Raw genomic sequence first — 13,189 nt, forward strand, 5'->3', positions numbered from 1 at the left:
TCGGCCCAACCTCGCCAGTGGAGCGCGTTCCGTCACAGTAAAGAAAGTCTATGCCGGGGGTCACACATGAGCTACTCTATGTGCACAGCGAGCAACGCTGTTGCATACAGTGCAACACTTGCTCCGCGCATCGACCAGACGCCGCTCACCCTCGGAGGATCCCGTGCCCACTTCCACATTCGCGTTCCGCTCCCGCACCGTCAGGGTCGCCGTCGGCAGTAGTGCCGCGGCAGTACTGCTCATCGGCGGAGTCACCGGCTGCGCCGACCGCTCATCGGGAGGTGGCGACAGCGCAAGCTACCCGAGCGGCAACATCACCCTGCTGACGCCGACGTCCGCAGGTGGCGCAACCGATCTCACCGCTCGAACACTGGGTAAGCAGATGGAAGCTGACCTCGGGGTCAGCGTCATCGTCGAAAATCGCCCCGGCGGAGCCGGTTCGATCGGCATGCAGTATCTGGCCGACCAGGATGCCGACGGCTACACGATCGGGGTGCTGCCGGTCGAGGTGAGCTTGCTCGGCCACCAGGGATACTCCATCGACCCTGCGTCCTACGACTTCCTCGGCCAGGTCAACTCACAGCCCGGCACCATCGCAGTGCCTGCCGCCAGCCCGTACCAGACCCTCGACGATCTGATAGCCGCGGCCGAAGCAGACCCAGGCTCCATCACCGTGTCCAATGCCGGACCCGGTTCGATCTGGGAAGCAGGGGCCATCGAACTCGGCCGCGTGGCCGGCGTCGAGTTCACCGGAGTCCCGTTCGACGGCGGCGCACCAGCGGTCACCGCAGCGGTCGGATCTCAGGTGGATGCCGTGGTCGCGGGCATCGGCGAAACTGCACCGGCACATTCTGACGGACGCCTGCGCGTACTCGCCGTGTTCACCGAAGACCAGGCACCCGCCCTCCCCGGCGTCCCCACCGCCACGGAACTCGGGCTGGATGTGGTGATCGGTAGCTGGGCCGTCATCGCTGCGCCGTCCGGCCTGCCCGAGGACATTGCGACGAAGCTGGAGCAGTCTATCGAAACAGCCTCTGCTACAGACGAATACATCGATCTGATCGAGTCGGGCGGCAACCTGCCGCTGTACCGTTCGGCCGGCGAGACCACCTCGTTCGTGGGATCCGAGTCCGATCGCTTCGCAGAGTTGGCGGCACAGGAATGACCACCCGAGACGTACCTACCGTCGACCAGAGGACGGAAGGCGCGAGGGCGGACGCCCCGCGCACACCGAACCGGCGGTCATACGAAGCTGCAGTTGCCCTCTCGGTCGTCGCACTGGGTGTACTCGTCTACGTCATGACAAGCCGCATCGACGTCGCGCGTGAGGGGCAACAGTTCGGACCACGCTGGTGGCCGACGGCTCTCGCTGTCGCGATGATCATCATCGGACTCGGGCTGGCCCTGCAGTCCGTTCTGAATCGCATCACTTCGGACGATCCGCCCATAACCAAGTCCGGCGGGTTCGTACTGACGGTCACGCTGGCGACGATCGTCTTGTACGGAATCGCCTGGCATTACCTGGACTTCAGGCTTGTCACCGTATTCCTACTGGCCGCCATCACGGCCATCTCTGGAGGTCGCGGCATCAAAGCTCTCGTCGTGTTCCCGATCCTCACGACCGGAATACTGTGGTTGATATTCGGCTTGCTGCTGCAGGTGCCCCTGTGAACGCGGTCGTCGAAGGCCTCGGTGCATTGCTCGATCCAAGCATCGGGCTGTGCTTGCTGGTCGGTGTACTGCTCGGCACCCTCGTCGGTGCCGTTCCCGGCATCACCGCCGCAATGGCAGTCGCGCTCGCAGCCGGTTTCACCCTCACACTCGAGCCACTTCAGGGCCTCTCGGTTCTGCTGTCCATCTATGTCGCGGCACAGTTCGGCGATCGCGTCCCCGCAATTCTGATCAACACCCCCGGCACACCGGCCTCCATTGCCACGACATTCGACGGCTTTCCGATGGCCAAACAAGGTCGTGCCGGAGTTGCGTTGACCAGTTCGGCGTTGGTCTCTGCTGTCGGGTCGGTCGTCGGCATCTGCATCCTGGTCTTCGCCGCACAACCCATCGCCGGTATTGCGCTGGAGTTCGGCCCAGCCGAGATGTTCGCACTCGTCGTCTTCGGAATGACCATGATGATCGGCGTTTCCGGTGGACGCGTCGTAAAAGGACTGTTCGCGGGCGTACTCGGACTCATGTTCGGTGCCATCGGCCGTGACCCGATCACCGGCGACGGGAGATTCACATTCGGGCTGAACGAACTGAGCTCCGGCATCCCGTTCATCGCCGCCATTGTCGGACTGTTCGGCATCGCAGAAGTGTTCAACCAGATGATCACTCGCCACCCGAACATGATTCCGACACCGATTACCCAACTCGGCAAATGGTGGCCGAACAAGTCCGAACGGCACGAATTGATCAAACCGGCCTTGATCGGATCCGGCGTCGGAGCAGTAGTCGGCGTGGTCCCCGCGGCAGGCGGCGACATCGCAGGCATCGTCTCGTGGGACCAAGCGCGTCGTGCATCGCAGACACCGGAGAAGTTCGGCAAGGGCTCACTCGAGGGACTCGCCGCGGCGGATACCGCAAGTACCGCAACCATGGGCGGGTCGGTGACAACCACTCTGGCACTCGGTGTTCCGGGAGATGCGGTCATGGCCGTCATGATCGGATCGATGGTGATCTGGGGCCTCCAGCCCGGCCCGGCACTGTTCGTCAACTCACCCGATCTCGTCTACAGCCTCGCGGCGATCATGCTGCTCGCCACGCTCGCTGCACTGGCGCTGGCACTGGTACGTATGCGCGGTGTCATCAAGCTGCTGGATCTCCCGCAGCAGTACCTGTGGGCCGTCATCATCACGTTCTGCATGGTCGGCACCTACGCCGTGCAGAACAGTGCATTCGACGTCGGACTGATGCTCGTGTTCGGGATCCTTGGTCTGGTGTTGCGGCGCAATGGTTTTCCGGCAGGCCCGCTGGTACTCGGACTCATTCTCGGGCCTCTGGCCGAGAGCAACATTCGCCGCGCGTTCCTGATCGACGGTGCCGCCAGCATCTACACGAGCGCAATCGCCGTCGGTCTGCTCGCGCTCAGTGTGCTCGCCGTCGTCGGGCCCCATATTCGAACCGCCTTCACGAAGGGCCGCCGCCGCGAGGCCAAGGAGGATATCGATGCCTGAGGTCATCTGCATCGGTGAGACCATGACCATGGTCGCACCCGTCGACGCCACACCTCTTGTGTCGGCTGACCTGTTCACCCTGCACATGGGCGGCGCGGAATCGACTGTCGCGCTGTACCTCGCCGAACTGGGGCACGACGTCGCGTGGGCCAGCAACGTCGGCAAGGACCCCCTCGGCCGCCGCATCGTCGATGATATTGCCTCCTACGGCGTCGATACCTCCCTCGTGAGCTTCGTCGAAGACGCTCCCACCGGGGTGTACTTCAAGGACCCCAAAGGTGCTGCGACAACTGTCCACTACTACCGGAGAGGTTCCGCGGCCTCCCAGATGTCTCCCGCAACCCTGGACGGACTGCCGCTACGAGAGGCATCTCTCGTGCACGTCTCCGGCATCAACGCCGGGCTGTCCGATTCATGTCTCGACATGATGCGAGCATTGTTCGACCTGTGTGTCGGCTCGACAACGCGCATCTCCTTCGACGTCAACTACCGGCCGGGAGTATGGAGCACGGCCGAGGCCGGTCCTGTTCTCCTCGAACTCGTTCGTCGCGCCGACGTCGCCTTCGTCGGCCGCGACGAGGCCGCCGACCTGTGGGGCACCACCGACGCGAACTCGATCGGCAGTCTGATCGATGCCGGACCCCACCGGGTGGACACACTCGTGGTCAAGGACAGCGACGTCGGTGCTACCGAGATTGCCTCGGCGGGTATGACATTCGTGCCGGCACATCGAGTCGATGTCGTCGAGGTCGTGGGAGCGGGCGATGCATTCGCGGCGGGATACCTGTCGGGGCTGCTGAACGGCAGGAATGCTCGCGAACGATTGTCTCTGGGACACGACCTCGCGGCCCGAGCGTTGTCGAGTACCAACGACTACGTTCCAGCTATCACCTCGGTCCGCGCACATGGGTGACACCCCTACGAACAGGAGCAAGCAATGTCGCAGAGCGTGGAACGCGCCGTCGAGATACTCGAGTACGTCGCCGTGCGTCCTCGCACGCAGAGCGAGGTCGCAGCTCACCTCGACGTACACCGCTCGACGGCGCTTCGAGTGCTGCAGACGCTCACCGACTACGGTCTCACCCGCAGACGCGAGGACGGTAAGTACAGCGTCGGATACCGGCTCGCCGGGCTGGCGAATGCCGCCCGAGAACAATTCGATTTCGCCAACGTGGCGCGCCCCTACCTCGTCGGTCTCGGCGAGCAATGCTCGCACACAATCCATCTCGCTGCGCTGGAAGCGAACAGGATTATCTACATGGACAAGATCGAGCAACCCGGCATGATCAAATTGTTCTCACAAATCGGGGCCTCGGTTTGTCTGCACACTGCAGGCGTCAGTAAGGCGATTCTGGCGTTCCAGGATGCCGATACAGTCGATTCAGTCATGGCTGCAGCCGATTTCGAGAAGCACACGTCGACCACGATCACCTCGCGTGCGCAATTCGACGACGAACTCGCGCTGGTCGCAGAGCGAGGCTGGTCCGTCGACGACGCCGAATACGAGGACTACGTCAACTGCGTCGCGATGCCGGTACGCGACGCCGCGAACCGTGTCGTCGCAGCAGTCTCGGTCACAGCCCTCAAGGGCCGTGCCGATCTCACCGCACTCGGTCTTCTACTGCCCGATCTGAAGGCAGTGACCGACAACATATCCAAGGAGCTCGGATGGAGACCACAGAATACGGAGTAGCGCAGGCGAACTCCTGGTTCGACGGGGCGTTCACGGCCACGCCCGTCATGGCAATCCTGCGAGGGTTTTCACCCGATCGGACAGTCGAACTCGCTCGTCGCGGTTGGGATGCCGGAATCACGTGCATCGAAGTACCGATTCAATCTGCGGTGGCGCTCGACGCGCTCTCCGCAGTGGCGGACGCCGCGCGTGAACGTGGCCTCGTGGTCGGGGCAGGCACCGTCGTCAGCTCCGAGCATGTGACTCGCGCGCACAATTGCGGAGCATCGTTCACGGTGGCACCCGGATTCGATGCCGCGGTTGCCGGTGCCAGCATCGCCGCGGGGATGCCGCACCTGCCAGGTGTGGCAACCGGTACTGACGTACAGCACGCCGCTGCCTTCGGCCTGAGCTGGGTAAAGGCCTTTCCTGCTTCGGTACTCGGCCCGGATTGGTTCACGGCGATGCGAGGACCGTTTCCGCAGGTGAAGTTCGTGGCCACCGGAGGCATGAATGCACGGAACGCCCCTGCGTACCTCGCGGCCGGAGCCAGCGTGATCGCCGTTGGGTCCGCCCTCGAAGACGAGGTCCAAATCGACCTTCTCTCAAACCTTCTCGCAGTTCGATAGGAGATCCACCATGCCCTCGCTACTCAACGACGTCTACACCCCGTCGCCCTCTCGTTACGAATCCATGGAGTATCGCGCCGTAGGAAGATCCGGACTGGTGTTGCCTGCGGTCTCACTCGGTATGTGGCACAACTTCGGGGACGATACACCTTTGCAGCGTCAGCGTGAGATCATCAGAGCTGCTTTCGATCTCGGGATCACACACTTCGACCTCGCCAACGGTTACGGTCCGCCGATGGGGTCATCCGAAAAGAATGTCGGACGCATTCTGCATGAGGATTTCGCGAATCGCAGGGATGAGATCGTGGTGTCCACCAAGGCCGGCTACGACTTCTTTCCGGGGCCGTACGGCCGCGGCGGCGGAGCCAAGTATCTCCTCGGCAGCCTCGACCATTCGTTGCGCAGCCTCCGGCTCGACTACGTGGACATCTTCTACAGTCATCGTTTCGACCCGAATACTCCGCTGGAGGAAACAGCGCGCGCACTAGACGCCGCCGTGCGCTCGGGTAAGGCTCGCTACGTGGGCATTTCGTCGTATTCGGCAGCGCGAACCGTCGAGATGGCCGCGTTGTTGCGCGATCTCGGAACCCCACTGGCCATTCACCAACCGTCGTATTCGCTTCTCAACCGTTGGGTCGAGGACGGTGAGCCGTCGTTGCTCGAAGTACTCGACGCTCAGGGAATCGGCTGTATTGCCTTCTCCGCGTTGGCACAGGGTTTGCTGACAACCAAGTACCTCGACGGCATTCCCGACGGATCACGCGCTACGCAGGGCAAGACGATGCGCGAGGGAATGCTGTCGCAGGAAAACCTGGACAACGTGGCTGCTTTGAACAAGATCGCCGAGCGGCGCGATCAGAAGCTGGCGCAGATGGCACTTGCATGGGTACTTCGTCGCTCGCAGATCTCGTCGGTACTGGTCGGTGCGTCACGTCCGAGCCAAGTCGCCGACAGCGTTCTTGCGTTGCGGAGTCCAGAGTTCACAGACAGCGACCTCGCGGAGATCGACGAATATGCAGTCGACGGAGGCCTGAACATCTGGCTTGCATCGAGCACCGCGTGAACGCCGCCGACTCGAACGTGCTGGACGAGCAGTCGATGCGATTTTCCTGCTTCGACTACGACGATGCCTGGGACCTGGGCTGTCAGTTGCGGGCGTCCGCAGTGAAACGCCGACTGCCGATCGTCATCGGTGTGGTGCACGGCCAGCAGCGCGCATTTCATTCGGCACTCCCCGGGTCGTACCCGGAGAACGATCATTGGCTCAGCCGCAAGATTGCCACCGCGCAGCGTTATGGCCGCAGTTCGTTGGACGTGCTCGAATTCTTCGACTCGACCGGCCGCGATTTCGACACCGACTCACGACTCCCCCACGACGAATTCGCAGCTGCGGGCGGGGTTCTTCCCATCGTTGTCGAGAGAGTAGGCATCGTCGGGTTCGTCGGTGTGTCCGGCCTACCGCATCGTGACGATCACACGTTCGTCGTCGAACAAGTGCAGTTCTTCCGCCGGTCGCAGAGGGTCGATCCGAGGTAGAGGTCAGGGCACGGGTAGTCGTTTTGTTAGGGTCAACTAGGCATTTCGGGCACACCTCGATCGAAAGGCACGACCATGGCCATCGACTACACCCGCAAGCCCTCGACGGGGCAGAACTCAGCGCAGCAACCCGGAGCTCCCGTCAGTCTGAGCAAAGTCACGCTGTCCAAGGCGTCACCGACGATCAGCCTCACCAAGTCCGGCGAGAAGCAGGGTTCGATGCGGGTGAACCTCAACTGGTCGACCGGCGCACCCGCGGCGCAGCCGAAGAAGAAGGGCTTCCTGGCCAAGTTGGCTGCGGCGTCGTACGGCTCCGGCGGTGTAGATCTCGACCTCGGCTGCCTCTACGAACTGCGTGACGGTTCCAAGGGCGTCGTCCAGGCTCTCGGCAACAGCTTCGGCTCACTGCAGGATGCCCCGTTCATCGCGCTCGACGGCGACGACCGCTCCGGTTCGGTCAGTGGCGGCGAGAACATGCACATCAATCTCGCCCACCCCGAGAAGTTCGCTCGAATCCTGATCTTCGCGATGATCTACGACGGCGCACCGAACTGGGCCGCCGTGGACGGGGTGGTGACGCTGTACCCCACCAGCGGACCGCAGGTGGAGGTACGCCTCGACTCGGCCGAGAACTCCGCGCGAATCTGCTCGATCGCATTGTTGGAGAACACCTCTGCGGGGATCACCGTCACCCGCGAGGTCGAGTACATCCAGGGCAGCCAGGCCGACCTCGACAAGAAGTACGGTTGGGGACTGCGCTGGGCGGCGGGCCGCAAGTAGTCAGAGAGGTTGCGGCGGAGTCATTTCCAGCCGGACGCCGATCAGTCGAACCTCTCTCGTGTGGTCGAGGCGATCGACGAGAGCCACGGCAGCCGAGGTCAGGATCTCCGGATCGAAGGTGGGCGCGCCGACGATCGGTGCGCTGACGGTATGCGTCTCGAACGGTGCATAGCGGATCTTCAGTGCAGCCCGAACGGCGGGTCGGTTCTCGGCTTCGATGTCGGCCAACACCGTCGACGTCAAAGCGGCGACCTCGTCTCGGATGATCGCCCAATCGGCGACGTTCTTCTGGAACGTGACCTCGCGGCTGTGCGACCGAGCGACCCACGGCTCGGACGTCACCGGTGCGAGGTCGACGCCTCGCCCTTTCGTACCGAGCCACGGACCGATCTTCGGTCCGAACGCGGCGGCGAGGTCCGCGTCATCGGCATCGGCCAGTTCTCGGACTGTCGAGATGCCGAGGGCGGTCAGCCTCTTCGAGATCTTCTTGCCGATCCCCCACAGCGCGTCGGTACTGCGATCGCCCATCACCTCGAACCAGTTGTTCTGCGTCAGCCGGTAGATACCCTGCGGCTTGTCGAAGTCGGTGGCGATCTTGGCTCGTAACTTGTTGTCCCCGATGCCGACCGAGCAATGCAGCCCCGTCGCGTCGAACACCGCGTCGTGCACGGTCTTCGCCACGCCCTCGGGGTCATCGGTCTCCACACCGAGAAATGCCTCGTCCCAACCGATCACCTCGACCACGAATCCCAACGTCCCCAGAGTGTCCATCACGAGCACCGACGCCTCGTCGTACGCCGGCTTGTCCACGGGGAGGAAGATGGCGTCGGGAATCTTCTTCGCGGCGACGCGCAGTGGCATTCCGGATCCGACGCCCTTCGCACGCGCCTCGTACGAGGCCGTCGACACCACCCCGCGCTCGGTCGGGTCTCCCCTGCCGCCGACCACGACGGCTTTGCCCGCCAGATCCGGATTGCGGAGCACTTCCACGGCGGCGATGAATTGATCGAGGTCGACGTGCAGTACCCATCGGCGCCGCGCTGGGTCGGTCGGTGTACTCCCGGTCATAGTGCTCAGTGTGCCCGTGGTGTCTCATGACGCCATGACGAAATCGATATCTCGCACCATCGGACGAGTAGTACTGGGAGCCTTCCTCGTCTTCGCCGGCCTCAGTCATCTCTTCTGGGCGAGGAGCACCTTCGCCGCCCAGGTGCCGACCTGGGTCCCGATCAGTACCGACTTCGTCGTGCTGGCATCAGGCGTCGTGGAGATCGCGCTCGGCTTGGCGCTGCTGTTCTGGACCGCTCGCGCGCCACTCGTCGGTTGGGTGGTCGCGGCGTTCTTCGTCGCAATCTTCCCCGGCAACATTTCGCAGTTCGTCACGCACACCGACGCGTTCGGCCTCGACACCGATACGGCCCGAGGAATCCGATTGCTGTTCCAGCCACTGCTGATCGTGTGGGCGCTGTGGTGCACCGGGGCATGGGCGCATTTCCGCGCATCACGTCGGGGCCGCAGTCGGAATCAGTAGACAGACTGCCGACCGGCCGCAGCGATGCCGTGGTGCAACTGCGCCACGTCGGGGTGTGCTCGCGTTCGGGACTTCCACGCGTTCTCGCCGTAGGTGCTGTAGATGGGATTGGCGGGATCGTTCTCGACTCCCCGGGACTGCCGGGCCAACTCGGCCGGCAGTTCGATCACCGGGACGACGGCATCGAGGGCCGGACTCAGAAAGTGTGGCACCGATATCCGGTCGGTGTCGGGCCCTGGCGCGACCACCCGATGCCGCGTCGCCCGTAGATAGCCGCCGGTCGCAACTTCCAACAGCTCGCCGATGTTGACGATGAACGCCCCGGCCAATGGTGGAACGTCGATCCAGGTATCCGGCGTCGTCTCCACCTGCAGCCCGGTCGAGTCCGGCTCGACGAGCAGCAGCGTCAACACCCCGGAGTCCTTGTGCGCACCGACGCCCTGCGAATGATCGGGAGTGCCCGGGTAGCGCACGACCTTCATCAGCGTCGCGGGCGTGGTAGCGAATGCACCATCGAACGCATCCGGGGGCGCTCCGAGGGATTGCGCCCAATGACGCAGGAGGCGAAGCCCGAGACCCGACACCGTGCGTTCCCACTGCTCGAACGTCTCTCTGAATCCTGCGGGCTGCGACGGCCACAGATTGGGGCCCTGAAGGTTCCAGTACCCCACTGCTCCGTCGATCGCCGGGCGTTCGGGACCGATGTCGATCTGCTCCCGCCAATCCACCCGACCGTTCGTGAGCTCGCCGCCCACCCGCGAGTAGCCGCGGAAGTGCGGGCTCTTCAGCTGACTGATCTCGTCCTTGACGTGATCCGGCACGGCGAAGAACTCACGCGCGAGGCGCAACACCTCGTGCATTCGTTCGATCTCGATCCCGTGTCCGACGAGATAGAAGAAGCCGGACCGGTGAGCTGCTTCGCGCAGGGACAGCTGGAACGCGCGGGGGTCGTGGTCGGCCAGACCGAGATCGAGAACGGGAAGCATGTTCACGATTGTCCTCCTCCCTCGACGCGTCGGCCAGCACTGTCCAGGTTCTGTGAAACCGCCGGACCCGGATGCAACACTGAATGCCATGAGCCCCGAAGCACTCGACATCACCGTCGTCGGTCACGGCGCAGCCACCTACCCGCCCGAACAGTGCACGCTCGCGCTGACTGTTCGCACCGACGGTCGCACTGCAGAGTCTGCATCCGAGCCGGCTCAGCAACTCGTCCGAGAGCTCACGAGACTGGTCGAGCCGCTCTACAACAGCGCTGGGGGACCCATCGATCGGTGGTCGGTGGACCAGGTGCGCCACTCGCGGCAACGCCCGTTCAATCACGACGGAGAACAACTGCCGTACGTCTATCAAGCCGAGGCGTCAGTGGAGGTGCAGTTCAGCCAACTCGATCTGGTGGATGCGTTCGTCTACGCAGCCTCCGCACTCGAGGGAGTGTCGATCGACAATTTCCACTGGGACCTCACCGAATCCAGCAGAATTGCGCACACCCTCGCGGTCCGGGAACTCGCAGTGCGCGACGCGGTCTCCAAGGCCGAGGCCTACGCGTCGAGCCTGGGACGATCGGGCGTGCACGCTGTCGCGGTGGCCGATCCCGGTCTGCTGCCAGGGGTCGCCGAGCACGGTGGCGTCGAATCCTCGGCGCGGATGTTCGCAGCGAAATCTGCGCCGGCAGGATTTGCTCTCAAGCCGGAGAACATCACGATCTCCGCGAGCGTGCACGCCCGATTCACCGCCTCCTGACGCCTCGCGCCTACGCTCGAATCATGAATCGAGACGATGCCCGACGCCTCTGGCCGCGGCCACCGCTGCTGCCTCGTCCGATCGTGATGGATCAGCGATGGGAACGGCTGGTCTTTCTGCATTGGCGGGTTCCGAGTTCGGCTGTCGCCCCACTGTTGCCCCGCGGTTGCGTACCCGACGAATTCGACGGCTCGTCGTGGGTCGGGCTGATCGGCTTCCACATGGTCGGAGCCGGCCTCGGCTACCGTCACCCCGTTCCGTACTTCGGCACGTTCGGTGAGATCAACGTGCGCCTGTACTCGGTCGACGCGGAGGGTCGACGCGGCGTCGTGTTCCGCTCCCTGGAAGCAACCAGACTCGCAGTCGTGGTGGGCACCAATGCCGCTCGCATTCCGTACCGCTGGTCATCGATCGACATCGGCGACGACAGTCGAACGATCGGCTACCGCAGCCGGCGACTCGCACCACCGCACCGCGGCGCAACTACGGACTTCGGCGTCGTCAGAGGGTCACGCGACATGTCCGAGGATCCGCTCGCTGTGTTCCTCACCGCGCGTTGGGGATTGCACACCTCACTGGCCGGCCGTCTGCTGTACGTCCCGAATGTGCACCGGCACTGGCCGCTGGTCGACGCAGAACTCACCCACTGCTCCGACGAGCTCCTGGCAGCTGCAGGCCTACCCGATGTCAGTACCCGGCCCCCGGACTCGGTGCTGTACTCCCCCGGTGTGGAGACCCAGTTCGGTAGGCCTTACGCGATTCCCTCGGGTGGCTCACCGAAACACTGACCCCTTGTCTGCAAGCAACTTCACACGCTCTACGATCCAGTCCGCGACGATTTCCGGCTTGCGTTTGAGTCGCATCTCCTTGTGAATGTCGATTTCCTGCTCCGCAATGATGTCTCGCAGCTGCTCCAGATTCAGTTCAGCAAGCTTCGCAGCAAGGGCCTCTTCACCGCTGTCTCTGTAGATGTCGAACGGATCGAACTGGCCCGCCTGGCGGATCACTTTCTTAGGTGCCGCCTTCTTGCGCACGGGTGGCTTCGCTACCACTTCGGCAATCGGTTCACCGCCGCTTACTGCAGCAACAGCGAATGCACCGGCCAGCGCTTTTGCGAAACGCTTCGACTGGGCGGCCTCCTCAGCAACTACCTGAAACAGTTTGGTCAGCAGTGCTGCGGCAGTCGCATCCGTTGCGTTGAGTTTGAGCAGAGCTCCACCGAGTTCCTGAATCTGCATGCGCTGCTTGCCATCATCTGGTGTGGTCATAGCTTTGCTTCGGCCTCCGTCATGATGTGCTTCGTAATTTCACGTAGCTGATCGAACTGACCAGCGTTGCCGTACTTGACTTTCAGAGTGCTGTACTTGGAAAAGAGAGCAGATGCCGCTATTGCGTTGGACTCGGCAAGATAAACCGGAAGAACGTTCTGAATCTCCCTGTCGCGGCGGAGGTTTCGGACTGTTGCATTGTGTATCGCGGAATTGGACTTGTACTTGGTGATGACGAGTCCCAGTTCGACGATGTCGCGACCCAACTCTCTACCGAACTTCGCAATGTGAGTCTGAATCTGCGGAATACCGTAGGTCGACAACACATCCGGGATGGTCGGAATGATGTACCCATCCGACATCGCCAACCCGTTCAGAGTGATCGGGCCGATGTTCGGCGGGCAGTCGATCAAGATGTAGTCGTAGAACGCCGCAACCGGAGCAATTGCGTTTCCCAGGATATTCACCGCTGCTGTAGTGGATCCCTCGGCGACTCTGAGAGCACTCAGCTGTTCTTGAAGGGAGATCAAATCCAGCGACGACGGCAACAGGTCAACGCCGGTCACCCTTTTGACGCTGGAGACTCCACGCTGAATGCTCGCCTGCACGTCGAAGTTCGACGTTCCCTCGATCGCATCCCTGAACGCTGTAGCAAGCGTGAGGCCTTTGTTGTTCAGCTCCCACCACTCGTTCTCGCCGATCATCATCGTCGTCAAATTTATCTGGGAATCGAGGTCGACGACGAGAACCCTCTGACCGAACTCCAGCGACATGAACTCCGCCAGTGCCGCCGTGATGGTTGTCTTGCCTACCCCACCCTTGAGACTGATCGTGGTGATTATTTTGGGCATCGTGCA

General features: G+C 62.9%; 16 protein-coding genes. 12 read left to right on the forward strand and 4 right to left on the reverse strand.

Annotated elements, in window-relative coordinates; genetic code table 11:
• Window positions 1-163 precede the first annotated feature (163 nt).
• From AYK61_RS22395 to AYK61_RS22435, 9 genes are all read left to right on the forward strand, one after another.
• Entirely contained in the window at window positions 164-1,165 is a 1,002-nt protein-coding gene (locus tag AYK61_RS22395; protein ID WP_121873168.1) for a tripartite tricarboxylate transporter substrate binding protein, read from the forward strand.
• Entirely contained in the window at window positions 1,162-1,671 is a 510-nt protein-coding gene (locus AYK61_RS22400; RefSeq protein WP_121873169.1) for a tripartite tricarboxylate transporter TctB family protein, read from the forward strand. Before AYK61_RS22395 ends, AYK61_RS22400 begins: the two co-directional genes overlap by 4 nt.
• Window positions 1,668-3,173, forward strand: coding sequence for a tripartite tricarboxylate transporter permease (locus tag AYK61_RS22405; RefSeq protein WP_121873170.1), 1,506 nt, complete (start codon window positions 1,668-1,670; stop codon window positions 3,171-3,173). Before AYK61_RS22400 ends, AYK61_RS22405 begins: the two co-directional genes overlap by 4 nt.
• Window positions 3,166-4,086: a sugar kinase gene (locus AYK61_RS22410; protein WP_121873171.1), complete on the forward strand. Its 921-nt coding sequence runs from the start codon at window positions 3,166-3,168 to the stop codon at window positions 4,084-4,086. Before AYK61_RS22405 ends, AYK61_RS22410 begins: the two co-directional genes overlap by 8 nt.
• Before the next feature lie 24 nt (window positions 4,087-4,110).
• Window positions 4,111-4,866 (forward strand): IclR family transcriptional regulator, encoded by a 756-nt coding sequence (locus tag AYK61_RS22415; RefSeq protein ID WP_121873172.1) that lies wholly within the window; start codon window positions 4,111-4,113, stop codon window positions 4,864-4,866.
• A complete protein-coding gene (locus AYK61_RS22420) occupies window positions 4,842-5,474 on the forward strand; it encodes a bifunctional 4-hydroxy-2-oxoglutarate aldolase/2-dehydro-3-deoxy-phosphogluconate aldolase (RefSeq protein WP_121873173.1) in 633 nt (210 codons plus the stop codon). Before AYK61_RS22415 ends, AYK61_RS22420 begins: the two co-directional genes overlap by 25 nt.
• A gap of 10 nt (window positions 5,475-5,484) precedes the next feature.
• The gene (mgrA, locus tag AYK61_RS22425) at window positions 5,485-6,537 is read left to right on the forward strand and encodes an L-glyceraldehyde 3-phosphate reductase (protein ID WP_121873174.1); all 1,053 of its coding nucleotides are present in this window, start codon (window positions 5,485-5,487) and stop codon (window positions 6,535-6,537) included.
• Entirely contained in the window at window positions 6,534-7,010 is a 477-nt protein-coding gene (locus AYK61_RS22430; RefSeq protein WP_259468235.1) for a heme-degrading domain-containing protein, read from the forward strand. Before mgrA ends, AYK61_RS22430 begins: the two co-directional genes overlap by 4 nt.
• Window positions 7,011-7,085: 75 nt before the next feature.
• Window positions 7,086-7,790, forward strand: coding sequence for a tellurium resistance protein (locus AYK61_RS22435; protein ID WP_121873175.1), 705 nt, complete (start codon window positions 7,086-7,088; stop codon window positions 7,788-7,790).
• Here the strand turns inward: AYK61_RS22435 and AYK61_RS22440 are convergent, their stop codons facing one another.
• Window positions 7,791-8,858 carry a DNA polymerase IV gene (locus tag AYK61_RS22440; protein ID WP_121873176.1) on the reverse strand — a complete coding sequence of 356 codons (1,068 nt, stop codon included), beginning with the start codon at window positions 8,856-8,858 and terminating at the stop codon, window positions 7,791-7,793.
• Window positions 8,859-8,892: 34 nt separating this feature from the next.
• Between AYK61_RS22440 and AYK61_RS22445 the strand changes: the two genes are divergently transcribed.
• A complete protein-coding gene (locus AYK61_RS22445; RefSeq protein WP_121873560.1) occupies window positions 8,893-9,321 on the forward strand; it encodes a hypothetical protein in 429 nt (142 codons plus the stop codon).
• Here AYK61_RS22445 and AYK61_RS22450 read toward each other — a convergent pair.
• A complete protein-coding gene (locus AYK61_RS22450; RefSeq protein WP_121873561.1) occupies window positions 9,315-10,307 on the reverse strand; it encodes an isopenicillin N synthase family oxygenase in 993 nt (330 codons plus the stop codon). The two genes, AYK61_RS22445 and AYK61_RS22450, sit on opposite strands and share 7 nt — an antisense overlap.
• Window positions 10,308-10,395: 88 nt before the next feature.
• Between AYK61_RS22450 and AYK61_RS22455 the strand changes: the two genes are divergently transcribed.
• Window positions 10,396-11,064 carry an SIMPL domain-containing protein gene (locus AYK61_RS22455; protein WP_121873562.1) on the forward strand — a complete coding sequence of 223 codons (669 nt, stop codon included), beginning with the start codon at window positions 10,396-10,398 and terminating at the stop codon, window positions 11,062-11,064.
• A 23-nt stretch (window positions 11,065-11,087) separates the two neighbouring features.
• Window positions 11,088-11,852, forward strand: a complete 765-nt coding sequence (locus tag AYK61_RS22460; protein ID WP_259468236.1) for a YqjF family protein — start codon at window positions 11,088-11,090, stop codon at window positions 11,850-11,852.
• Here the strand turns inward: AYK61_RS22460 and AYK61_RS22465 are convergent.
• Complete coding sequence (locus AYK61_RS22465; RefSeq protein WP_121873177.1) at window positions 11,838-12,332, reverse strand: hypothetical protein; 495 nt, start codon at window positions 12,330-12,332, stop codon at window positions 11,838-11,840. The two genes, AYK61_RS22460 and AYK61_RS22465, sit on opposite strands and share 15 nt — an antisense overlap.
• Window positions 12,329-13,183: a ParA family protein gene (locus AYK61_RS22470; RefSeq protein WP_121873178.1), complete on the reverse strand. Its 855-nt coding sequence runs from the start codon at window positions 13,181-13,183 to the stop codon at window positions 12,329-12,331. The genes AYK61_RS22465 and AYK61_RS22470 overlap by 4 nt, the downstream gene beginning before the upstream one ends.
• Window positions 13,184-13,189: the final 6 nt, after the last annotated feature.

The organism is Rhodococcus sp. SBT000017 (genome assembly GCF_003688915.1).
Lineage (GTDB): Bacteria > Actinomycetota > Actinomycetes > Mycobacteriales > Mycobacteriaceae > Rhodococcoides.

Coding starts and splice junctions, on each gene's coding strand:
- AYK61_RS22400 (WP_121873169.1), top strand. CDS start 1,162: ATGACCACCCGAGACGTACCTACCGTCGACCAGAGGACGGAAGGCGCG.
- AYK61_RS22410 (WP_121873171.1), top strand. CDS start 3,166: ATGCCTGAGGTCATCTGCATCGGTGAGACCATGACCATGGTCGCACCC.
- AYK61_RS22415 (WP_121873172.1), top strand. CDS start 4,111: ATGTCGCAGAGCGTGGAACGCGCCGTCGAGATACTCGAGTACGTCGCC.
- AYK61_RS22420 (WP_121873173.1), top strand. CDS start 4,842: ATGGAGACCACAGAATACGGAGTAGCGCAGGCGAACTCCTGGTTCGAC.
- mgrA (WP_121873174.1), top strand. CDS start 5,485: ATGCCCTCGCTACTCAACGACGTCTACACCCCGTCGCCCTCTCGTTAC.
- AYK61_RS22435 (WP_121873175.1), top strand. CDS start 7,086: ATGGCCATCGACTACACCCGCAAGCCCTCGACGGGGCAGAACTCAGCG.
- AYK61_RS22440 (WP_121873176.1), bottom strand. CDS start 8,858: ATGACCGGGAGTACACCGACCGACCCAGCGCGGCGCCGATGGGTACTG.
- AYK61_RS22445 (WP_121873560.1), top strand. CDS start 8,893: ATGACGAAATCGATATCTCGCACCATCGGACGAGTAGTACTGGGAGCC.
- AYK61_RS22450 (WP_121873561.1), bottom strand. CDS start 10,307: ATGCTTCCCGTTCTCGATCTCGGTCTGGCCGACCACGACCCCCGCGCG.
- AYK61_RS22455 (WP_121873562.1), top strand. CDS start 10,396: ATGAGCCCCGAAGCACTCGACATCACCGTCGTCGGTCACGGCGCAGCC.
- AYK61_RS22460 (WP_259468236.1), top strand. CDS start 11,088: ATGAATCGAGACGATGCCCGACGCCTCTGGCCGCGGCCACCGCTGCTG.
- AYK61_RS22465 (WP_121873177.1), bottom strand. CDS start 12,332: ATGACCACACCAGATGATGGCAAGCAGCGCATGCAGATTCAGGAACTC.
- AYK61_RS22470 (WP_121873178.1), bottom strand. CDS start 13,183: ATGCCCAAAATAATCACCACGATCAGTCTCAAGGGTGGGGTAGGCAAG.